Origin of the sequence: Micromonospora sp. C95, assembly GCF_018070465.1 — a bacterium.
In the GTDB taxonomy this organism is placed as follows: domain Bacteria; phylum Actinomycetota; class Actinomycetes; order Mycobacteriales; family Micromonosporaceae; genus Micromonospora.
In genome coordinates this window covers 1-20,713 of sequence record NZ_JAGPXT010000015.1, presented here as the reverse complement: position 1 = coordinate 20,713, position 20,713 = coordinate 1, and the positions used below count along the sequence as shown (strand labels likewise).

The window sequence follows — 20,713 nt, the reverse complement described above, 5'->3', positions numbered from 1 at the left end:
GCGACAGGTCACCGCGCGCCACCGCCGTGGTCACCGAGGCGATGTTCCGCACCTGGCTGGTCAGGTTCGACGCCATCGAGTTCACGTTGTCGGTCAGATCCCGCCACGTACCGGAGACGCCCTTGACCTGCGCCTGACCGCCCAGCTTGCCCTCGGTACCCACCTCACGGGCCACCCGCGTCACCTCGTCGGCGAACGACGACAGCTGATCCACCATCGTGTTCACCGTCGACTTCAGCTCCAGGATCTCACCCCGAGCATCCACCGTGATCTTCTGGCTCAGGTCACCCTTGGCGACAGCCGTGGAGACCTGGGAGATGTTACGGACCTGGCTGGTCAGGTTGCCGGCGAGCTGGTTGACGTTCTCGGTGAGGTCACGCCAGGTGCCAGAGACGCCGCGTACCTGCGCCTGGCCGCCCAGCTTGCCCTCGGTGCCCACCTCACGGGCCACCCGGGTCACCTCGTCGGCGAACGACGACAACTGGTCCACCATCGTGTTGACGGTGTCCTTGAGTTCCAGGATCTCGCCCTGCGCGGCCACGGTGATCTTCTGCGACAGGTCACCTCGGGCGACCGCCGTGGAGACCTGGGCGATGTTCCGCACCTGGGCGGTCAGGTTCGACGCCATCGAGTTGACGCTGTCGGTCAGGTCCTTCCAGGTGCCCGCGACGCCCGGCACCTCCGCCTGACCGCCCAGCTTGCCCTCGGTACCCACCTCACGGGCCACCCGCGTCACCTGCTCGGCGAAGAGGCGCAGCGTGTCGGTCAGCGAGTTCATCGTGTCGGCCAGCTCGGCGACCTCGCCGCGGGCGCTGACGGTGATCTTCTGGGAGAGGTCACCCTTGGCCACCGCCGTCGCCACCTGGGAGATCGACCGGACCTGGCCGGTCAGGTTCGACGCCATGGTGTTCACCGAGTCGGTGAGGTCCTTCCAGGTGCCGGCGACGCCACGGACGTCGGCCTGGCCACCCAGCTTGCCCTCGGTGCCCACCTCCCGGGCGACCCGGGTCACCTCGTTGGAGAACGAGGAGAGCTGGTCGACCATCGTGTTGACCGTGCGGCCGATGCGCAGGTACTCACCACGCAGCGGGCGACCGTCGATCTCCAGCGCCATGTGCTGGGTGAGGTCACCGTCGGCGACCGCCACGATGACCCGGGCGATCTCGGTGGTGGGCCGGCCCAGGTCGTCGATGAGCGAGTTGACCGCCCGCTGGCCCTCCGCCCAGGAGCCGTCCAGCCCCTCCTCGTCCAGGCGCTCGGTCAGCCGGCCGTCGCGGCCCACGACCCGACTGATCCGGCGCAGGTCCAGGTGCTGCCGCTCCTGGAGCGACACGACGTCGTTGAAGGCGTCCGCCACCTCACCGGCCGCGCCCGAGCGCCGGGGCAACCGCACCTTGAGGTCACCACCCCGGACCCGCCGTAGCGCCTCCGCCAGCTCGGTGAGGACCGCCTCGTGGTCGGCGGCGGAGGTCTCCGCGGTCACCGACTGTTTCGCCGTGGTCATCATTCCTCGCTCACCTCGGGGTACACCGGCTCCCACCGGCCACCCCATCATTGTCCCCGTGACCTCGAAAACGCCACGGCACGGCACCGCCCAACGACAAAGACCCAGTGGTGATCGGCTTGGCACCGGCGTGGTGTCGGTGGAGGATACGAGGGTGTCAGCGGAGGCGGGGCCCGCGACGAGGACGGGCCCAGACGAGCATGTGCGACGGGTCCGGCTTCCCGCCGACCGCCGTACGCCGGCCGCCGCACGCGCGGTCGTCCGGTCCGTGCTCGCGGAGGCGGACCTGGACGAACTGCTCAACGAGGCACTTCTGTTGACCACGGAACTGTCCACGAACGCGGTCGAGCACGCCCGCACCGAACTGGACATCGAGGTCACCGCCGACCAGGCGGGGCTCACCGTGACGGTCTCCGACTTCGCCGCCGGCCCGGTCGACGAGCTGACCGTCGGCGTACGCAACCTGGCCACAGACATCGCCGAGGTCGCCGAGCGGGGGCGCGGGCTGCTGCTGGTCGACCACTTCGCCAGCCGCTGGGGCACCACCTACCTGCGCACCGGCAAGGGCGTGTGGTTCCGGCTGGACCGGTCCGATCGCAGGGGGAAGGGGCCGACCACCCCGGCACCACCGGCGAGCGCCGCGCAACCGGACGGCACCGGGCAGACCGCCGTGCCGAGCGCCGGCGCGATGAACGCGCTGATGCAGACCACCCCTGATGCGTACGCGGAGGATCCGCTGCCGGACTTCGCCGCCGGCCTGCTGACCCGGGTGGCGGAGATGGTCGGTGCCGCCGGTGGCGTGGTGCGCCTGGATCGTGGCGACGGCCAGGGTGCCCAGGTCCTCGCCCGGTACGGCCGCCAGCCCCGGGCCGGCAACGACCTGCTCCGGGTGCCGTTGGCGGTGCACCGCCCGTACGCCGGCGAGCTGGAACTGGACGCCGCGCCCACCGCGTACGCCCAGCCGCTTGCGGTGCTGACCGCCGAGCGGCTCTCGCTTCACCTGGAGAACGACCGGCTGCGCCGCGCCGACGTCCGCCGGCAGGCCTGGCTGACCTTCCTCGCCGAGGCCAGCGAACTGCTCGCCCAGTCGCTGGACGTGGAACTGACAATGGCGCTCATCCCGCAGCTGGTGGTGCCCCGGCTCGGCCAGTGGTGCGCGGTGCACACCACCGACGAGTGGGGTCGGCTCCGGCTCGCGGCGGCCAGCCACGCCGACGAGTCGATGCTGCCGCAGCTGCACGCCATGCTCCGCGAAGCCGGCCCCGATTCCGTCCTGGCTCGGCTCCGTGAGGCCAGCCGCAACGGCACCCGGACCCCGCTCGGTGCGCCGATGGAGGGCTTCGCCGTACCGTTGATCGCCCGTGGGCAGCGCCTCGGCACGCTGGCCGTCGGACGCCACCAGCGGCACCGGCAGGATCCGGACGAGATCGCCGTGCTTGAGGACGTGGCCCGGCGGGCCGCCCTCGCCATCGAGAACGCCCGTATCCACGCCGAACGCCGCCGGGTCGCCCAGACCCTGCAACAGTCGTTGCTGCCGCCGGTCCTGCCGGTGGTGGAGGGCATCGGCTTCGCCGCCGAGTACGTGCCGACCGGTGGGGACGTCGACGTCGGTGGCGACTTCTACGACGTGGTGCCGCTGCCCGACGGGCGCTGGCTGGTGGTGATCGGCGACGTCTCCGGCAAGGGAGTGCAGGCGGCGGCGGTCACCGGGCTGGTGCGGGACGTGATCCGGGTGCTGGCCGGCGACGGCAAGCCGCTGCCCGAGGTGCTGGCCCGGCTGAACGAGACGCTCGTCGAGCGGGGTGCCGGCCGCTACTGCACGCTGGCGCTGGCAGCGGTGGGGCCGGGCGAGGGCGACCGGCTCGACGTCGGGCTGCACCTGGCCGGGCACGACCGGCCGGTGCTGCTGCGGTCCAGCGGCGGCCCGGCCGCCTTCGTCGGCACCGGCGGCACCGCCCTCGGGCTGCTCGACACGATCGCCTCGCCCACCGCGCAACTCGCCCTCGATCCGGGCGACTGCCTGGTCTTCTACACCGACGGCGTGACCGAGCGCCGCCGGGGCCGGGAACTGTTCGGCACCGGGCGGCTGCGCGACGCCGCCGCGCCGCTGGCCGGCTACTCGGCGGACGTGGTGGCGGCCCGACTACGCGCCACCGCGATCAACTTCTCGGTCGAGGAACCCCGCGACGACATCGCCATCCTCGTCCTCCGCAACGACGCCGCCTAACCCCGCACCCGCGATCTTGCAGTTCTGGTCGCGACATACCAGGACAAGCTAGGCATTTCGGCGACCCAAAGTGCAAGATCGACGCGGGCTTGGGGGCAGGCGCGGGCTTGGGGTGCAGGCGCGGGGCTGGTGGGTTAGAGGCCGCCGGGGAGGCGGCCGGGGGCTAGGCGGTGGGTGGGGTCGAGGTGCTGCTTGACGGCGCGTAGGTGGGCCAGGTCGGCACGCTCGCCCCACAGGTCGACGGTGCGGCGGACGGCCGGCGGGGCGGCGAGCACCACGCACCGGCCCTGTCGGGCGAGCAGCACGCCACGCACCGCGGCCAGGATCGACGCGACCCGGCTCGGGGCCATCGCCCCGGGCAGGGCGGCGTGCACCACGCCGAGCCCGGCCGAGCCGCGCACCGGCACCGGACCACCGGCCGCGTCGCGCAGGGCGTACACGGCGGCGTGCAGGTCGGTCATCGGCACCTCCAGCCGCAGCGCCGTGTCGCCGGGGGCGAAGGGGTAGCTGCGCCACCACGGGGGCGCCGTGCGGGCGACCGTCGCGCAAGAGCCGAGGAGATCGACCAGTCGGTCGATGCGCTCCGCCACCTCCGCGGGGCCGCCCTCAAGCAGCACCACGAGCGAACCGGTGCCCACCGGGCCGGCCGACGTGCGCCCGGTCATCGACGGGTGCAGCGCCATCGACTCGGCGCGGCGGTCCCGCCGGGGCCGACAGCCGGCACCGACCGGCAGGTCCAGCTCGATCGCGGCCGGGTCGAGCCGGGCGGCGAGCACCGCCTGGATCAGATCGTGCACCTCCAGTGGGGTCCACACCGGTCGGGTCACCCACACCCGCGCGGCCGGCACCGCCTGTACCCGCAGCGTCGCGCCGACCAGCACGCCGAGCGCGCCCTCCGAGCCGCACAGCAGCCGCGCCTCGGCCAGCCCGGCCGCCCCACCGCCCGCCTCGGCCAGCTCACCGTCGGCGGCCAGGTAGCGCAGGCCGACGAGTTGGTCACAGGCGGTGCCATGTCGGTGCCGGAGCGGGCCGGCCTCGTCCGCCGCCAGCACCCCACCGAGGGTGGCGCCCGGTGAGGGTGCGTCCAACGCGAGCCGTCGGCCGGTGCGCTCCAGGATGGCCTGTACCGCGCGCAGCGGCGTACCGGCGCCGATCTCGGCCGTGCCCCGATCCGGAGACTGATGACCGATGCCGGCCAGTCTCCCGGTGTCGAGCATGATGTCGACCCGTTCGGGCGGCGCACCCCAGTCGATCTTGGTGCCGGCTCCTCGGGGCACCACGCTCAGATCGTGCCGGGCGGCCAGCCGGAGCACCTGCGCGGCGGCGTGCGGGCCGCCGGGCACCGCCACCCAGCGGGCGGTGCTTCCGGCCACCTCGTCGGCGGGACCGGCGAGGCGGGCGAAGCGCGGACCACAGATCTCGGCCAGTCGGCGGGTGATGTCGCGGACACCGGACGTACCGGCGGGAGGGGGTGGCACCATGCCGGCGATCGTACATGTGTTCTAACGATCGGAGGTGGAATTGCGCCGCGCCACTTGTCGCTACGGCCGGTAACGTGACGCCGTGACCACCGAGACCCCCGTTCCCGCGGCCAGGCGGGTGCCGACCGAACGTGTCCACCACGGCGACACCGTCGTCGACGAGTACGCCTGGCTCGCCACCAAGGACGATCCGGAAACGATCAAGTATCTGAACGCCGAGAACGCCTGGACCGAGGCCCGGACGGCGCACCTGTCCGGGCTGCGAACGAAACTGTTCGAGGAGATCCGGCGGCGGACCCAGGAGACCGACCTGTCCGTGCCGACCCGCAAGGGCCAACACTGGTACTACACCCGCACGGTCGAGGGTCAGCAGTACGGCGTGCACTGCCGCCGGGCGGTCCACCCCGACGAGACCACCCCGCCGATCAGCGCCGACGGTGCTCCGCTGGACGGGGAGCAGGTGCTGCTGGACGGCAACCAACTGGCCGAAGGACGCGACTTCTTCTCGCTGGGTGCCTTCGACGTCAGCCCCGACGGGCGCTACCTGGCCTATTCCACCGACTTCTCCGGCGACGAACGGTTCACCCTGCGGGTCAAGGACCTCAGCACCGGTGAGCTGCTGCCCGACGAGATTCCGGGCACCTTCTACGGCACCGCGTGGTCCGCCGATGCGTCGGTGCTGTTCTACGTCACGGTGGACGAGGCGTGGCGACCCAACCGGGTCTGGCGACACGTGATCGGCACCGCCGCCGACGACGACGTGGTGGTGCACGCCGAGGACGACGAGCGGTTCTGGGTCGGGGTCGAACTGACCCGCTCGGAGCGGTTCATCCTGATCGACATCGCCAGCAAGCTCACCAGCGAGGTACGGGTGATCCCCGCTGGCAACCCGACGGGTGAGCCCGCGGTGATCGCCCCCCGCCGGCAGGGTGTCGAGTACTCGGTGGAGCACCACGGTCACCGGTTCCTGATCCTGCACAACGACGACGCCGAGGACTTCGCCCTCGCGTACACCTCGGCCGACGCCCCGGGTGACTGGGTGCCGCTGATCGAGCACTCACCGGGCACCCGGCTGGAGTCGGTCGACGCCTTCGCCGACCACCTGGTCGTCTCGGTACGCAGCAACGGTCTGACCGGGCTGCGGGTGCTACCCGTCGGCGGCGGCGACGCCCACGACATCGAGTTCCCGGAGCCACTGCACACGGTCGGCCTGGACGCCAACCCCGAGTACCGCACCGGGCGGCTGCGACTGCGCTACACCTCGCTCGTCACGCCCGACTCGGTGTACGACTACGACCTCGTCACCCGGGAGATGACGCTGCTGCGTCAACGGCCGGTGCTGCCCGGGCCGGACGGTCAGGTGTACCGGTCGGAGGACTACGAGCAGCAGCGCGACTGGGCGCTCGCCGACGACGGGACCAAGGTGCCGATCTCGCTGGTCTACCGGCGGGGCACCCCCCGGGACGGTTCGGCGCCCTGCGTGATCTACGGCTACGGCTCGTACGAGGCGAGCATGGACCCGTGGTTCTCGGTCGGCCGGCTGTCCCTGCTGGACCGTGGGGTGATCTTCGCGGTGGCCCACATCCGGGGCGGTGGTGAGCTGGGCCGCCGGTGGTACGACCACGGCAAGATGCTGGCCAAGAAGAACACGTTCACCGACTTCGTGGCCTGTGCCCGGCACCTGGCGAAGGCGGGCTGGACGGCACCGGACCGGCTGGTCGCCCGGGGTGGCTCGGCCGGCGGGCTGCTGATGGGCGCGGTGGCGAACCTGGCGCCGGACGCCTTCGCCGGCATCGTCGCGCAGGTGCCGTTCGTGGACGCGCTCAACACCATCCTGGACCCGTCGCTGCCGCTGACCGTCACCGAGTGGGAGGAGTGGGGCAACCCGCTGGCCGACCCCGAGGTGTACGCGTACATGAAGTCGTACACCCCGTACGAGAACGTCGCCGCCCTGGACTACCCCGCGATCCTGGCGATGACCAGCCTCAACGACACGCGGGTGCTCTACCACGAGCCGGCGAAGTGGATCGCCCGGCTGCGGGCGGTCGCCCCACAGGGTGAGTACCTGCTCAAGACCGAGATGGAGGCAGGTCACGGCGGGCCGAGCGGGCGCTACGACGCCTGGCGGGAGGAGGCGTTCATAAACGCCTGGACCCTGGACCGCCTCGGCCGCGCCTGACCTGTGGTTGCGCTCGCGGAATGCGGCATCTCGCGGTATCCCAGACGCGGGAAGGCCCGACATGCCGCATTCCGCGAGCGCCGACGGCCGGTCAGGTGGCGCGTAGCTCCTCCACTGCCGTGTTGGACCGCAGGAAGAGCACCCCCAGCCCGACCACGGCCAGCACCGCGACGATCGCGCCGGCACCCTGCAACGCCAACTGTTCCAGCGGTACGTCGGGCGTCCGACCGTCCCGGCTGAGGTCGCCGGTGAGCAGCCGGCCGATGGCGTACCCGACACCGAGCGCGATCAGCACGGCGGGCACCACGGGGGCCAGCACCTGCCAGGCGATCGAGGTGCCGATGGTGGCCCGGGGCACGCCGGTCGCCACCAGGGCGGCGTAGGTCCGGCGACGGGAGACGATCCCCTCCACAAGCGTGACGAGCAGACCCGTGGCGGCGATGGTCACCGCCACGGCCACGGCGAGGTCGACCAGATCCATGGTGCTGAGGTAGAAGGAGTCGTAGAAGGCTTCGCCACCGAAGTCGGCCAGCCGGTTCTGCTCCTGTTCCAGCTCCGCCCGGAGGTGGAACGAGGCGCGGAAGGCCGCCGCGCCGCCGGCGATGATCAGGGCGGCCAGCAGGGCGGCGAAGGTACGGCTGCTGGCCCACGGGTCTTCGGTCAGCCGGCGAGCCGCCAGCAGGGCGGCCGGACGCCTGGCGAAACGGTGCAGCAGCCGCCCGGCCAGGTGTGAGATCCAGCCGGCCCCGAAGATCACGCCCATCACCGCACCGAAGATCCCGAGCATGACGACCAGGACCAGCCATTCGAGGGCGGCGCCCTGCAGGGCCCACTGGATCGGCTCGACCATCGCCGCGGCCAGCACGCCGAGCCCGATCAGCAGCGCCGGCCACGGCCGGGGTGACCCGGTGCGGCCGGTCCGGCGGACCACTCCCAGCGGCGTGGTGGCGACCCGACGCAGCAGGACGGCGGTGGCCGCCGCCGCGAGCACCGGAAGCCCGAGCACCATGAGCGCCATCCCCAGCACCGGCGGCAGCACGTCGGTGGGCAGGGCCAACTGGCCGTTGGCGTCCGGACGGTGCAGCACCTCCCGCCCGCCGAGGTAGCAGGCCAGGCCGACCACCGTACCGACCAGGCCGGCGAGCCCGGTCTCCAGCATGGCGACCCGGGTCACCTGGCCGGGGGTCGCGCCGGCCAGCCGCAACGCGGCGAGCCGACGGTCCCGCGACGGTGCGCCCAGCCGGGCGCTCTGGCCGGCCAGGGCCAGTACCGGGATGGTCAGCAGCACCAGTGCGAACGCCGTCCCGCCGCGCAGCCCCGGCTCGCGCAGCAGCGCGTTGGCGTACTGCTCGGACTGCTGCCACGCGCCACCCGGCGGTTTCTCGATGGCCAGCACCGTCAGGGCGGCGAGCCCGGCGAGGATGGCCAGCAGGGCGCTCAGCGCGGTCAACGCCACCCGGGCCGCGTCGGTGCGGTTGCCGGCGAGCGCCAGCCTGGCCAGGGTCGCGAGGCTCACCGGGAGCCGCCGGCCAACGGCGTGTCGAGGCCCAGGCCGGTGTGGTCGATCACGCCGTCGCGTAGGACGACCTCACGATCCGCGTACGCGGCGATCCGTGGCTCGTGGGTGACCAGGACGACGCTCGTGTGCTGCTCCCGGGCCAGCCGGACCAGTTGGGTGAGCACCTGCTCCCCGGCGAGGGTGTCCAGCGCACCGGTCGGCTCGTCGGCGAAGAGCACCCGTGGTTCGGTGACCAGTGCCCGGGCGGTCGCGCAGCGCTGCTGCTGACCGCCGGACATCTCGCCGGGGCGCACGTCCGCGCAGTCCGCCACGCCCAGCCGATCCAACCAGGTGAGCGCCGCCGTCCGTGCCGCTCGCCGCCCCGTGCCGGCGAGCAACAACGGAAGGGCGACGTTCTCCGCCGCGGTCAGCTCGGCAACGAGCTGACCGAACTGGAACAACACCCCGAACTCGGTACGCCGCAGCCGGGATCGGGCCGCCTCGGACCAGGTGTCGAGCCGGTGCCCACGCCAGCTCACCTCGCCGGCGTCCGGTCGCAGGATGCCAGCCAGGCAGTGCAGCAGGGTGGACTTGCCGCAGCCGCTCGGCCCGGTCACCGCCACGATCTCCCCCTCGTCGATGTCGAGGGTGATGCCCCGCAGTGCGGGTGTGGGTCCGTACGACTTCACCAGACCGCGAGCCTGAAGTTGCGTCACGAGTGCACCTCCCGGTGCCAGTCGGCGACCCGGTCCAGGGTGGTGTGCAACCACCGCAGGTCGGCGTCGAGATGGGCGATGGCGAAGTCGGCCGCCACGACGTCGTCGACGCTGGCCGACGGGGCCGTCTTCAGCGCGGTCAGCTCACGCAACCGCTCGGTGTGCGCGCGCCGCTGCGCGACGAGGTATGCCCGCGCCCGGTCCACGTCGGCCACCAGCAGTGCCACCACCACCTTCGTGAACAGCGGACTGTTCACGTACGGCATCGGCGGCTCGACGCTGCTCAACCACTGGTCCAGCGTGGCCCGTCCCTGCTCGGTGAGCGCGTACGCCGTCCGGTCGGGGCCGGCGAGGCGCTCCGGCCCGGTCGAGGCAACCAGTCCGTCCCGCAGCAGCCGACCCAGCGTGGCGTAGACCTGCCCGAACGCCAGCGGGCGGGCCTGCGGCAGCCGGCTGTCGTGGGCCCGCTTCAGCTCGTAGCCGTGCATCGTGCCGGTGGCGAGCAGCCCCAGCAGCAGATGCGGTGTGGACACCAGGCCACTATTCACTCGGTGAATAGTGGCCGTCAAGGCCTCAGGTGCGTGTCGCCGGTCAGCCGACCGGGGACCAGGCCGGGTCGCGGCCGGTCATGCCGAGCAGCCGGGGCAGCTCCGGCAGGGCGCCGTCGACAGGTACCGCCTCGGCGAACACGCCCATCTGCCGGGCGGTCGGTGCGAGCTGGCCGGCCAGCTCGGACAGCGCCGGCAGCACCTCGGCCGCCGGCTCGTAGACCTGACCTGTGGCGACCGCGAGATCCCAGCCGTGCACTGTCAGGTCGAGCAACGCCATCGCACCCACCACCTGCTGCGGCATCCCCATTCCCGGTGAGACGCCCTGCTCGCTGGCCGGGTCCGACCACGCCGCCACCAGCCGGCGGGTTTCGGCCTCGAACCGCTCCCGCCAGCCGTCGGTGAGATGGTCGGGCTTGTCGGCCCAGGTCACCGGCGAGCGCCCGGCGAGGGTCTGGAAGTTGACCACCACGTCGTACAAGTGGTTGAGCAGGTCACGCACCCGGTAGTCCCGGCAGGGAGTCGGCAGGTCGAGCTGGTCATCGGTGATCTGCCGGACCACCGCAACAGTTCGCGGCGCCGCAGCCGCCAGCAGGTCGCTAGTCTTTGTGGCCATACGGCCAGCGTATGAGGGCGGTCTTGAAGAAATGCGACAGCCGCGCGGAGACAGCCGGGGCATCCTCGACCCGGCCCGGCTGATGCGCCGGGTGCGGTTCCGACGGCACCTGCCAGCGGTTCCGCTACGCCAGTGGGTGGAGCACTACTGGCTGATCGACTGGAACCTGACCGATCCGTTCGAGCAGCGGATCGTCCCGCATCCGGCAGTCAACCTGGTCGCTCAGCGCGACGGCGACGGCCCGGAGCGCGCCGAGGTGGCCGGCGTCGGCACCGAACTGTTCTCGATCATCCTGACCGGTTCCGGGCGGGTCAGCGGGGTGCAGTTCCGGCCCGGCGGGTTCCATCCGTTCTGGCGGCGGTCGGTCGCCGAACTGACCGATCAGCGACGTCCGCTCGTCGACCGGGCAGACCTCGACGTGACCCCGGTCTGTGCCGGTACGGACGCCGAACGCTGCCAGGCGCTGGACACCCTACTGACCGGCTGGACGCCCCGACCGGATCCGGTCAACGACGAGGTGATGCGCCTGGTCGAGACGATCCGGACCGACCGGAACGTACGCCGGGTCGACGAGTTCGCCCACGAGCACGGCGTGTCCGTCCGCCGGTTGCAGCGGCTCTTCCTCACCCATGTCGGGGTCGGTCCCAAGTGGGTGATCCGCCGCTACCGGCTGCACGAGGCAATCGAACGGGCGGCTGGCGGGCCGCTCGACTGGGCCGGGCTCGCCGCCGAACTCGGCTACAGCGACCAGGCTCACCTGGTACGCGACTTCACCGCGACGACCGGCGTCTCCCCGGCCGCATATGCCCAGAGCCGACGGTAGGTCGGCGTCCGCCCGGTGCTGGCGGCAACGAGCGGCCCTTCCTTGCGCCTCAGCGGCGGCGCAGGACGACCACGGCGACGTCGTCCTGGATCTCGTCCGGGGCCAGCTCGACGAGCAGCCGCTCGCAGAACCGGTCGAGGTCGTCGTCGACCTGGCTGGCACACGCCGCGAGGGCAGTCAGGCCCTCGTCGATGGTGGCGTCCCGTCGTTCGATCAGACCGTCGGTGTAGAAGACCATCGTCGACCCGGGCGGCAGCACGAACTCCAGGTCGGCGGGGCGGGGCGCCCGCACCCCGAGCAGCGGCGCGGCATGCTGCACGTACTCGGCCTTGCCGTCCTGCACGATCAACGGTGGTAGGTGACCGGCGCTGGCCAGCCGGACGTGACCGGTCGTCGGCTCCACCAGCAGTACGCAGATCGTCGCCAGCTCGTTGGGCAGCAGCGTACGCATCAGCTCGTTGACCCGGTGCAGGATCTCGCCCGGCTGGTGCCCCTCCACCGCGTACGCCCGCAGTGCGTGCCGCAGCTCGGCCATCACGGTGGCGGCGTGCAGCGAGTGACCGGCCACGTCCCCGATGGCCAGCAGCAGGTGACCGTCGAGCATCACCAGCTCGTAGAAGTCGCCACCCACCTCGGTCTGGGCACTGGCCGGTTCGTAGCGTACGGCCAGGTCGAGACCGGTGATCTGCGGAATCTGACGCGGCAGCAGGCTGCGTTGCAGCGTCACCGCGATCCGGTGTTCCTCGTCGAAGGAACGTTGTGCCTCAACGGCGGAGGCCACCGCCTGGGCGAGCTGGACCAGCACCGGGGTACGCGCGGTCTGCGTCGCGGTGGGCACCACGACGTAGAGCGGCGCGCGGTCCTCGCGTAGCCGGGCGGCGGCGACGGTGACGGTGTCGCCGGTCGGCCAGTCGACAAGCGACCAACCGTCCGGCTCCTGCACCACGACGGTGGCGCCGGTGGGCACCCCGGTGTCGTCGACGACCCAGGTCACCACTCGTGGTTCGGCACCGGGCCCGGCACAGACCCCAGCGAGGCAGTCGCCGTCGAAGGTCTCGGCAACCACCGCGGCGGGGCTCTTGAAGATCTTTGCGGCGCCGGCCGCGGCCACCTGCAGCAGCTTGGTGAAGCTCGGCGCGGCGTGCACCGCGACCGTGGTGTCCGCCAGCCCGGTGAGCCGCTCGGCGAGCAGTTCGGCCCGCCGCCGGGCCTGGTAGTACCGCAACACCGACTGGGCGGTGGCGACCAGTTCCTCCGGCTCGATCGGCTCGGCCAGGTAGGCGTCCGCGCCTCGGGTCAGGCCCTGGGTCCGGTCGTTCGTGTCGACCGCGTGCGCGGACACGTGGATAACCGGCAGCGCCGGGTGCGCCAACTTGATCCGCTCGCACACCTCGAAGCCGCTGAGATCCGGCAGCCGGACGTCGAGCACGACCAGGTCGATCGGGTCCACCCCGACCCGGCTGAGCGCCTCGCCGCCCGTCTCCGCCTCCAGCACCGTGAAGCCGGCCCGGGTCAGCCAGTTCACCAGGAGGTAGCGCTTGGTCCGACTGTCGTCGACCACCAGCACTGTCGCCGCGCCGTCCACGTCACGTCCCGTCCGTGGGCAGCCGGACCGTGAAGGTGCTGCCGTGACCCGGCTCGCTGGTCAGGTCGAGAGTGCCGCCGAGCAGGCTCACCAGCCGCCGGGCGTACGGCAGGCCGAGGCCGGTGCCGCCGACCCGGGTCGGACCGGGCGCCTGGTAGAACTCCTCGAACACCCGGTCGTGCAGCTCCGGCGGAATGCCCGGCCCGGTGTCGGAGACGGTCAGCCGCCAATCGTCACCGTGCCGCTCGGCGCGCAGCCGGACCTCGCCCACGGTGGTGAACTTCAGGCCGTTGTGCAGCAGGTTGCGCAGCACCTGGGCGAGCAGCACCTCATCGGTGCGTACCGTGGCCGGCGTGGCCGGCTCTTCCACCACCAGCTCGACGCCGTCGGCGGCCGGCAGCGCCCGCAGCGTGCCACGCAGCTGACCGAAGACGGTCCGCAGGTCCACCTCGGACCATTCCGGCTCGATCCGTCCCGACTCCGCCTTGGCCAGGTCGAGCAGCTCGTTGACCAGCGTGAGCAGATCCGACGCCGAGGCACGGATGAGGCCGACCTGGCGTTCCTGCTCGGTGGTCAGCGGGTCGGACGCGGAGTCGCCGAGCAGCCGGGCCAGCCCGATGATCGCGGTCACCGGGGCCCGCAGCTCGTGGCTGACGTTGGCCAGGAACCGGCTCTTCGACTCGCTCGCCGCGCGCAACTGCGCCGACTTCTCGTCCAGCTCCGCGTAGAGGGCCACCACGCCCTGGTTTGTCGCCTCCAACTCGTCGGTGAGCTGTTGGTAGAGCGCCATCACGCCCCGGTTGGTCTGTTCCAGTTCCTCGTTGAGCCGGGCCAGCTCGTCACGCTGGTTGCGTACCTCGTCCAGGGCGTTGATCAGTTGGAGGTTCTGGGTGGCGAGTTCCTCCTCGGCGGTACCCGGGGCGCTCTCGCCGAGTTGGGCACGCAGCTCCGCCAGGCGCTCTGCGGTGAGCGCCCGGGCGGTTGCCGAAACCCGTCGGGACATCCTGACGACCGTAACCCCCTGAACCGTCAGCACGCTCAATGTGTCCACCAGGCGTGCCACCGCGCCCGACTCCGGCTCGTACCGCCCGCCTGGCAGGAGTGCCACCGGAGTGAGGTCGGCGTGCAGGTGACAACGGCCGTCCGGCGATTCGGCGACGGCGAAGACCACGTCGGCACCGCCGACCACCCGCAGCAGGTCCCGGCCGACCTCGCTCAACGCGGTGGCGATCCGGACCTGGTCCTGATGCTCCATACCGACCGCCGCGGCGACCTCCCGGCCACGCTGGCGGACCACGAAGATGTCCTGCTCCACCCGCAGCGCCATCTTCAGCAACGGCGTCGTGGTCATGACCAGGACCTCGCCACCAGGACCCCGGCGTCGTCGCGCCGGATGCCGGCGTCGCGTAGCAGGGTGGCGGCCACCACCAGGGGTGCCCGCCCGGCCAGGCCCGGGTAGTCCGCCAGTCGCCACCTGTCGACCACGCCGTCGGTGTGCATGACCAGCAGGCTGCCCGCCTCGAAGGGATAGTCGTACTGCCGGATCACCGGCCGTTGGTGCCCGGCGATGCCGGGCAGCGAGACCAGGCCGCGACGCCGACCGTCGCCGGTGGCCACGACGCCGGTGATGTTGCCCAGCCCGGCGTAGCGCAGCATGCCGACCGCCGGTTCCGGCTCGGCCACGGCAAGGGCCGCACCACGGGTGTGCGACAACGACCGGTGCAGGTGACCGACCACCTCCGCCGGTGACGCCGCCGGGGCATCCCGGAAGGCGGCGAGGGCGGCGTCGGTGGCCGCAGCCGCCAGCGGCCCGTGCCCCAGACCGTCGGTGACCAGCACCTGACGGCGGTCGCCCACGATCCGGACCGCGTACCCGTCCCCGCTGACCGTCTCCCCGGTCAACGGTCGGGTCAGTCCGCCGACCCAGGACGCCGCCGGGTCCGGGGCGGCGAATACCCGCACGGCGATGACCGTCCCCCGACCCGGCCGCGAGTACCCGTCGAACCAGCTCGCCTGCCGGACGATCGCGCCCAGACCGATGCCCAGGGTGCCGGCGGTGGAGTGCCCGTCGCGGGCGGAGTCGGCGAGGTCGACCATGCCCGGACCGGTGTCGACGGCGATCATCTCCACGCCGGCGTCCAGCTCGCGGCGTACCGGCCGGAGCAGCAGCAATCCGTCGTCGGCGTGCTTGATGAGGTTGCTGGTCAGCTCGGCGGCCACGATGGCCAGGTCGGCGATCCGCCCGGCGGGCAGACCCAACTGTTCGCCAAGCCGCTCGGCGGCCCGCCGCACCGCACTGCCGGCGCTGCCGTTCTCCACCCGGAACCAAGTGCCCCGGTCGGCGACCGGCTCGACGGTCACCGGGACCACTTGGTGATCGTGATCCGGGTGCCCTGACCGGGCGCGGTCTGGATGTCGAATTCGTCGACGAGTCGGCGGGCACCACTGAGGCCGAGCCCGAGGCCACCACCGGTGGTGTAGCCGTCGGTCAGCGCGAGCTCCAGGTCGGCGATGCCGGGACCGGAGTCGGCGAAGACGATCCTGATGCCGGGTCGCCGGCCGTTGTCGATGGCGGTCACCTCGACCGTCCCGCCGCCACCGTAGACGAGCGTGTTGCGGGCGAGTTCGCTGGCCGCGGTGACCACCTTGGTCTGGTCGACCAGGGAGAGCCGGACCGCCACGGCGACGGTACGCACCATCTGCCGGACGCGTACGACGTCCTCGTCGCTGCCGACCGTCTGCGCCTGGGGGCGGCCCAGGTCGACCCCGCTGGTCACGGTGACGCCGTCGGCTCTGGGACCGGATCGTCGTCCGGATCGTCGTGGTCGTCGGCCCGGTCGATCGCGATGAGTTCCATCCCCCGCTCGACGTTCAGGGCGGTACGGATGCCGTTGAGCGACAGCCCCAGCTCGACCAGGGTGATGGCGACGGCGGGGCGCATCCCCACGACCACCGTCTCCGCGTCCAGCACCCGGGAGATCGAGGCGATGGTGGAGAGCATCCGACCGACGAAGGAGTCGACGATGTCCAGCGCGGTGATGTCGATGATCACGCCGTGGCAACCGGTCGCGACGATCCGCTCGGCCAGGTCCTCCTGGAGGGCGACCGCCGTCTGGTCGGACATGTCGACCTGGATGGAGACCAGCAGGATGTCGCCGATCTTGAGGATCGGCACCCGCTCCATCACGCCTCCCGACGCGACTGGCGGCGGGAGGTCTCCACCCCGGTGAGCCGCAGCACGTGCCGCAGCGCGTCGGCGAGGCTCGCCTTGGTGGCGATGTCACCGAACTCGATGCCGAGCGCCACGATTGTCTGCGCGATCTGCGGCCGGATGCCGGAGATGATGCAGTCGGCGCCCATCAGCCGGGCGGCCACCACGGTCTTCAGGATGTGCTGGGCCACCTGGGTGTCCACCGCCGGCACGCCGGTGATGTCGATGATCGCGTACGGCGAGCCGGTGTCGACCAGGGTCTGCAGCAGCCGTTCCATCACCACCTGGGCGCGGGCCGAGTCGAGCGTGCCGACCAGCGGCACCGCCACCACGCCCTCCCAGAGCTTGACCACCGGAGTGGAGAGCTCCAGCAGTTGCTCGGCCTGATCGGCGATCAGGCTCTCCCGGGTGCGGACGAAGGTCTCGAAGGTGAACAGGCCCATCTGGTCGACGAGCGCCGAGAAGGAGACGTAGTCACGCAGCATCGCGGCATCCTGGTCGGTCCCCAGAACGCTGAGCAGCGCCTCCTTGAGGGCGAACACGCCGGTGGCGGTCTCGGTGGCGGAGAAGCCCTGCCGAGCCTGCCCGCGGGAGAACTCGGCGAGCACGGCCCGCAGCTCGGTGGCCTCCTCGGCGGTCAGGTCGACTGCGCCCTTGCTGAGGGCGTCGACCAGGGCACGGTGCAGCTCCTGCACCTGCCGGACCAGTTCGGCCTGGCTGAGCCGGCCCCGCAACTGCCCGGCGATGATCTCCGTCCACCGCTGGGTGACCACCTCGGCCCGGCTGGTCAGCAGCTCACCCAACCGGCCGCTCTCGTCAGCGCTGAGCGCCATGGCAATACCCCCTAGACCTGGACCGGCCGGACTCTATCACCGGGGCCCGACGAACTACTTGCCGCAGAGCAACGGAATGACGATGACCACCTGATCCTGCTCCCGTTCTGCGTATCACGGCCGGGGTGGGATACCGTTCCACCGATAAACAGGAGGTCTGGCGAATGTCCTTGACGGTGCACACGGAACAGCGCGGTGACGTGGTCGTCGTGTCGGTCGCAGGCGAGTTGGACATGGCCACCGCACCGCAGTTGCAGGACCAGATCACCGACCTGCTCGACAAGGGGCGCAGTCGCCTCGTGTTCGATCTGTCGGACGTCTCGTTCTGCGACTCCACCGGTCTGTCGGTCTTCGTCCGCGCGAAGAACAGCTGCGACGAGGCCGGCGGAGTGGTCCGACTCGCCGCACCCCAACGCGGCGTGCTGCGGATCCTGGAGGTGAGTGGCCTGGTCGAGGTGCTGCACACCTATCCCACCGTCGAGCAGGCGGTCGCCGGCGATCCGACGCCGGCCTCCTCCTGACCTCGACGGCTCAACGCTCGTCCTCGATGTAGCGGGGGCGAGCGATCAGCACGCCCGCACAGGTCTGTACGGCCAGGGCGACCAACAGGAAGCCGATCGGCGCCAGCCATCCTCCGGTCGCGTCGTGGAGGATGCCGACCAGCAGCGGACCCGACGCCGCGATGACGTAGCCCCTGCTCTGCGCGAAGGCCGACAGCGCGACCGTGCCGTCGGCGGTGCGGGCTCGCAGCCCGATGGTGGCCAGGATGAGCGGGAAGGCGCCCTGCCCGAACGCCAGCAGCACCACCCACACCAGCGCCCCGCCGCGCGGCGCGAACGCCAGCCCCAGGTACGCCAGGCTGGAGGCGGCGGTCAGCGCGAAGACCAACGGCCGCAGACTGCCCAGTCGGCCGGCAAGCGTCGGCATCAGCAGCGCGATCGGCACCCCGAGCGCGGTCACTCCGGCCAGCAGCAGTCCGGCGTCCTGCGGGCGGAAACCCGCGTCCCGGAACATCTGGGCCAACCAGCCCATGATCGCGTAACCACTCAGCGACTGCGCCCCGAAGTAGACCGCCATCGCCCAGCCGAGCCGGGTGCGTCCCGGCCGCACACCCGACCGCGACCCAGTGCCGGTACGCCGCGCGCCGGTCCGGCCGCGCAGCGCCGCCGGCAGCCACGGGAGTACGGCCACCGCCGCCAGCCCGGCCCAGACGCCCAGGCCGGCCCGCCAACTGCCAAAAGCGTGCGCCACCGGCACCGCGGAGGCGGCGGCCACCGTCGTGCCCACGGTCAGCGCCATCGTGTACGCCCCGGTGACCAGCCCGGTGCGATGCGGGAAGTGCTGCTTGACGAGCATCGGCAGCAGGATGTTCGCCACCGCGATGCCGGACAGCGCGAGCGCGCTGGTGAACAGGAACACCACGGCGGAACCGGTGACCGCCCGCAGCACCTGCCCGACGGTGAGGGCCAGCATCGCCAGCACCAGCAGCCGGGCCGGGGAGAAGCGGCGGACCAACCACGGGGTGGCCGCGCCGAGCCCGGCGAACGCGATTGTGGGCAGGGTGGTGACGAAGCCGGCCATCGTCCCGGAGAGCGCCAGGCCGACGCGCACCTCGTCGAGCAGCGCGCCGAGGCTGGTGACCGCGGCCCGCAGGTTGAGCGCCACCAGCAGCATTCCGGCCAGCACCAGCCAGGCCGGGTTGACGCGGGACGTGGTCGGAGCCGCGCCGCCGGCCGGGCTGGCCGCGCCCGGGAGCCCCTCATCCGCTACCACTTCGACGGTCGACACGCCCTGTCCGGTGACCGCGGCCGTCGAGACGGCCTGACGGGTGGCCGGGTTCATCGCGACGACTTGGCGGGTGACCGCGTCCGTCGGGACGGCGGGGACGGCAGGGGGTGACGGGGGCATGACCTCGAACCTACAATCATGGGATGAATTTCGGCGAGAGGTTGTAACCAGTGCCACCGGCAGTCGATTCCACCCCGGTGCCGCCGCGTGGCCGGCGGGTCCGGGAGACGATCGCCCAGCTCCGGCAACGGATCATGGACGGCGAGTGGCCGGTGGGCGGGCGGATCCCGACCGAACCGCAACTGGTCGAGACACTCGGCGTGGGGCGCAACACGGTGCGCGAGGCGGTCCGCGCCCTGGCCCACGCCGGGGTGCTGGAATGCCGCCAGGGCTCCGGCACCTATGTGCTCTCCACCGACGAACTCGCCCCGGTGATGGCCCGCCGGCTCACCGACGACCGGATGAACGAGGTGATCGAGGTGCGCCGCGCCTTCGAGGTGGAGGCCGCACGGCTCGCCGCACGGCGGCGTACCCCCGAGGACCTGACCGCCCTCGACGACGCGCTCGCCGCCCGCGAGGCGGCCTGGCGCGGCGGCCGGGTCGCCGAGTTCGTGGCGGCGGACGCCGCGCTGCACACCGCGGTGGTCGCGGCGGCGCACAACGCCATGCTCGCCGAGCTGTACGCCTCGATCGGCACCGCGATGCGCAGCACGCTCACCCAGGCGATGGGCGACGCGCTGACGCCGGACCGGCACGTCGACCACGCCCGGCTGGTGGCCGCCGTCCGGGCCGGCGATCCGGAGCTGGCCGCCCGGGAGGCCGGCGCTTTTCTGGAGCCCCCGCCCGGGGCATAGGTTGTCCCCGACATCGACGGGACACCTCGGGAGTACGGATGCTCAAGGGCTTCAAAGACTTCATTCTGCGCGGCAACGTCGTCGACCTCGCGGTCGGCATCGTGATCGGCGCCGCGTTCACGGCCGTGGTCACACAGCTCACCAACTCGTTCCTCAAGCCGCTGATCGCCCTGTTCACCGTGACGATCACGGGCAGCGACGACGGTTTGGCGGGCACGCCGTGGACGGTGAACAACATCGAGTTCGACTGGGTCAGTTTCGTCAACGCACTGATCACCTTCGCGCTCACCGCCGCCGCGCTGTACTTCCTGGTGGTGTTTCCGATGAACCGGCTGGCGGAGCGGCGCCAGCGGGGCGAGGAGCCGCCGCCGGCCGCGCCGAGCGAGGAGATCAAGCTGCTCACCGAGATCCGGGACGCCCTCGTCGCCGCCGGCCGGACCACCCCGGCGCAGCAGCGCGGCGCCCTGGACGACGTGCTCGGCCGGCGGGACGAACCGCCCGCCGCGCGCTGAATCCGGCACCCGCACATCGGCCTCTGCGGGAATCCCGCAGGGGCCGCCTTGTGTCGAACAGATGTTCGATAGAGTCCGGCCATGGAGCAGCGGAAACACCTGTGGAACGGGAAGTGGGGGCGACTGGCCCGGCGGGACGTCTTCCTCCGGACGGATGCCGACCGATGGTTCGTCGAGCAACGCGCCGGCGGCGCCGAAGGCGTCTCCCGGTTCTACGAGTACGACACCCTCGACGAGGCCGAGAACACCATCCGCGCACTGCTCCAAGGCCCCGACACCTGGCGCGAACTGACCCCCCGCCCCCCAACCCCCTGACCACCCTTGGGTTGATCAAGAAG

At 71.8% G+C, this 20,713-nt stretch carries 20 protein-coding genes; 7 read left to right on the top strand and 13 right to left on the bottom strand.

What is annotated here, in order from left to right:
- A partial coding sequence (locus KBX00_RS17940; RefSeq protein WP_210828444.1) for a HAMP domain-containing protein occupies positions 1–1,504 on the bottom strand: 1,504 nt, incomplete at its 3' end.
- A gap of 154 nt (positions 1,505–1,658) precedes the next feature.
- On the opposite strand from KBX00_RS17940, the gene KBX00_RS17935 reads away from it, so the two are divergent.
- Complete coding sequence (locus KBX00_RS17935; protein ID WP_210828442.1) at positions 1,659–3,731, top strand: SpoIIE family protein phosphatase; 2,073 nt, start codon at positions 1,659–1,661, stop codon at positions 3,729–3,731.
- Between the two features lie 134 nt (positions 3,732–3,865).
- Here KBX00_RS17935 and KBX00_RS17930 read toward each other — a convergent pair whose 3' ends face one another.
- Positions 3,866–5,212: an FAD-binding oxidoreductase gene (locus tag KBX00_RS17930; RefSeq protein WP_210828440.1), complete on the bottom strand. Its 1,347-nt coding sequence runs from the start codon at positions 5,210–5,212 to the stop codon at positions 3,866–3,868.
- 82 nt (positions 5,213–5,294) lie between these two features.
- Between KBX00_RS17930 and KBX00_RS17925 the strand changes: the two genes are divergently transcribed.
- Positions 5,295–7,391, top strand: a complete 2,097-nt coding sequence (locus KBX00_RS17925; protein WP_210828437.1) for a S9 family peptidase — start codon at positions 5,295–5,297, stop codon at positions 7,389–7,391.
- Between the two features lie 91 nt (positions 7,392–7,482).
- Here the strand turns inward: KBX00_RS17925 and KBX00_RS17920 are convergent, their stop codons facing one another.
- Genes KBX00_RS17920 through KBX00_RS17905 form a run of 4 tightly spaced genes read right to left on the bottom strand, consistent with a single transcriptional unit; the run spans position 7,483 to position 10,769 of the window.
- Positions 7,483–8,907, bottom strand: a complete 1,425-nt coding sequence (locus KBX00_RS17920) for an FtsX-like permease family protein (RefSeq protein WP_210828435.1) — start codon at positions 8,905–8,907, stop codon at positions 7,483–7,485.
- Entirely contained in the window at positions 8,904–9,605 is a 702-nt protein-coding gene (locus KBX00_RS17915; protein ID WP_210828433.1) for an ABC transporter ATP-binding protein, read from the bottom strand. The genes KBX00_RS17920 and KBX00_RS17915 overlap by 4 nt, the downstream gene beginning before the upstream one ends.
- On the bottom strand, positions 9,602–10,138 hold the full coding sequence (locus KBX00_RS17910) for a PadR family transcriptional regulator (protein ID WP_210828431.1): 537 nt from the start codon (positions 10,136–10,138) through the stop codon (positions 9,602–9,604). Before KBX00_RS17910 ends, KBX00_RS17915 begins: the two co-directional genes overlap by 4 nt.
- A 58-nt stretch (positions 10,139–10,196) precedes the next feature.
- The gene (locus tag KBX00_RS17905) at positions 10,197–10,769 is read right to left on the bottom strand and encodes a TIGR03086 family metal-binding protein (protein WP_210828429.1); all 573 of its coding nucleotides are present in this window, start codon (positions 10,767–10,769) and stop codon (positions 10,197–10,199) included.
- 31 nt (positions 10,770–10,800) lie between these two features.
- On the opposite strand from KBX00_RS17905, the gene KBX00_RS17900 reads away from it, so the two are divergent.
- The gene (locus KBX00_RS17900) at positions 10,801–11,592 is read left to right on the top strand and encodes an AraC family transcriptional regulator (RefSeq protein WP_301548157.1); all 792 of its coding nucleotides are present in this window, start codon (positions 10,801–10,803) and stop codon (positions 11,590–11,592) included.
- A gap of 49 nt (positions 11,593–11,641) precedes the next feature.
- Here the strand turns inward: KBX00_RS17900 and KBX00_RS17895 are convergent, their stop codons facing one another.
- The 6 genes from KBX00_RS17895 to KBX00_RS17870 are packed head-to-tail and all read right to left on the bottom strand — an operon-like array spanning position 11,642 to position 17,221.
- Positions 11,642–13,177, bottom strand: coding sequence for a SpoIIE family protein phosphatase (locus tag KBX00_RS17895; protein ID WP_210828427.1), 1,536 nt, complete (start codon positions 13,175–13,177; stop codon positions 11,642–11,644).
- Position 13,178: 1 nt separating this feature from the next.
- The gene (locus KBX00_RS17890; protein ID WP_301548156.1) at positions 13,179–14,528 is read right to left on the bottom strand and encodes a sensor histidine kinase; all 1,350 of its coding nucleotides are present in this window, start codon (positions 14,526–14,528) and stop codon (positions 13,179–13,181) included.
- Positions 14,525–15,547: a SpoIIE family protein phosphatase gene (locus tag KBX00_RS17885; RefSeq protein ID WP_307868822.1), complete on the bottom strand. Its 1,023-nt coding sequence runs from the start codon at positions 15,545–15,547 to the stop codon at positions 14,525–14,527. Before KBX00_RS17885 ends, KBX00_RS17890 begins: the two co-directional genes overlap by 4 nt.
- On the bottom strand, positions 15,535–15,954 hold the full coding sequence (locus KBX00_RS17880) for an ATP-binding protein (protein ID WP_210828424.1): 420 nt from the start codon (positions 15,952–15,954) through the stop codon (positions 15,535–15,537). The genes KBX00_RS17885 and KBX00_RS17880 overlap by 13 nt, the downstream gene beginning before the upstream one ends.
- Positions 15,951–16,361: an STAS domain-containing protein gene (locus KBX00_RS17875; RefSeq protein WP_210828421.1), complete on the bottom strand. Its 411-nt coding sequence runs from the start codon at positions 16,359–16,361 to the stop codon at positions 15,951–15,953. The genes KBX00_RS17880 and KBX00_RS17875 overlap by 4 nt, the downstream gene beginning before the upstream one ends.
- Entirely contained in the window at positions 16,361–17,221 is an 861-nt protein-coding gene (locus tag KBX00_RS17870; protein ID WP_210828420.1) for an STAS domain-containing protein, read from the bottom strand. Before KBX00_RS17870 ends, KBX00_RS17875 begins: the two co-directional genes overlap by 1 nt.
- Positions 17,222–17,385: 164 nt before the next feature.
- Here KBX00_RS17870 and KBX00_RS17865 point away from each other — a divergent pair, with 164 nt between their 5' ends.
- On the top strand, positions 17,386–17,742 hold the full coding sequence (locus tag KBX00_RS17865; protein ID WP_093403921.1) for an STAS domain-containing protein: 357 nt from the start codon (positions 17,386–17,388) through the stop codon (positions 17,740–17,742).
- Positions 17,743–17,752: 10 nt separating this feature from the next.
- On the opposite strand, the gene KBX00_RS17860 is transcribed toward KBX00_RS17865, so the two are convergent.
- Positions 17,753–19,129 carry an MFS transporter gene (locus tag KBX00_RS17860; RefSeq protein WP_301548155.1) on the bottom strand — a complete coding sequence of 459 codons (1,377 nt, stop codon included), beginning with the start codon at positions 19,127–19,129 and terminating at the stop codon, positions 17,753–17,755.
- A 50-nt stretch (positions 19,130–19,179) separates the two neighbouring features.
- Here KBX00_RS17860 and KBX00_RS17855 point away from each other — a divergent pair, with 50 nt between their 5' ends.
- The 3 genes from KBX00_RS17855 (at position 19,180) to KBX00_RS17845 (ending at position 20,690) form a co-directional block, all read left to right on the top strand.
- Positions 19,180–19,863 carry a FadR/GntR family transcriptional regulator gene (locus KBX00_RS17855; RefSeq protein WP_210828418.1) on the top strand — a complete coding sequence of 228 codons (684 nt, stop codon included), beginning with the start codon at positions 19,180–19,182 and terminating at the stop codon, positions 19,861–19,863.
- 38 nt (positions 19,864–19,901) lie between these two features.
- Positions 19,902–20,375, top strand: coding sequence for a large conductance mechanosensitive channel protein MscL (gene mscL / locus KBX00_RS17850; RefSeq protein WP_210828416.1), 474 nt, complete (start codon positions 19,902–19,904; stop codon positions 20,373–20,375).
- Between the two features lie 81 nt (positions 20,376–20,456).
- Positions 20,457–20,690, top strand: a complete 234-nt coding sequence (locus tag KBX00_RS17845) for a hypothetical protein (protein WP_210828414.1) — start codon at positions 20,457–20,459, stop codon at positions 20,688–20,690.
- The last annotated feature ends 23 nt before the right edge of the window (positions 20,691–20,713 follow it).

Excerpts from the sequence above, each read along its gene's own strand:
- KBX00_RS17930 (WP_210828440.1), bottom strand. The coding sequence starts at position 5,212 with ATGGTGCCACCCCCTCCCGCCGGTACGTCCGGTGTCCGCGACATCACC.
- KBX00_RS17905 (WP_210828429.1), bottom strand. The coding sequence starts at position 10,769 with ATGGCCACAAAGACTAGCGACCTGCTGGCGGCTGCGGCGCCGCGAACT.
- KBX00_RS17900 (WP_301548157.1), top strand. The coding sequence starts at position 10,801 with ATGCGACAGCCGCGCGGAGACAGCCGGGGCATCCTCGACCCGGCCCGG.
- KBX00_RS17890 (WP_301548156.1), bottom strand. The coding sequence starts at position 14,528 with ATGACCACGACGCCGTTGCTGAAGATGGCGCTGCGGGTGGAGCAGGAC.
- KBX00_RS17875 (WP_210828421.1), bottom strand. The coding sequence starts at position 16,361 with ATGGAGCGGGTGCCGATCCTCAAGATCGGCGACATCCTGCTGGTCTCC.
- KBX00_RS17870 (WP_210828420.1), bottom strand. The coding sequence starts at position 17,221 with ATGGCGCTCAGCGCTGACGAGAGCGGCCGGTTGGGTGAGCTGCTGACC.
- KBX00_RS17865 (WP_093403921.1), top strand. The coding sequence starts at position 17,386 with ATGTCCTTGACGGTGCACACGGAACAGCGCGGTGACGTGGTCGTCGTG.
- KBX00_RS17860 (WP_301548155.1), bottom strand. The coding sequence starts at position 19,129 with ATGCCCCCGTCACCCCCTGCCGTCCCCGCCGTCCCGACGGACGCGGTC.
- mscL (WP_210828416.1), top strand. The coding sequence starts at position 19,902 with ATGCTCAAGGGCTTCAAAGACTTCATTCTGCGCGGCAACGTCGTCGAC.
- KBX00_RS17845 (WP_210828414.1), top strand. The coding sequence starts at position 20,457 with ATGGAGCAGCGGAAACACCTGTGGAACGGGAAGTGGGGGCGACTGGCC.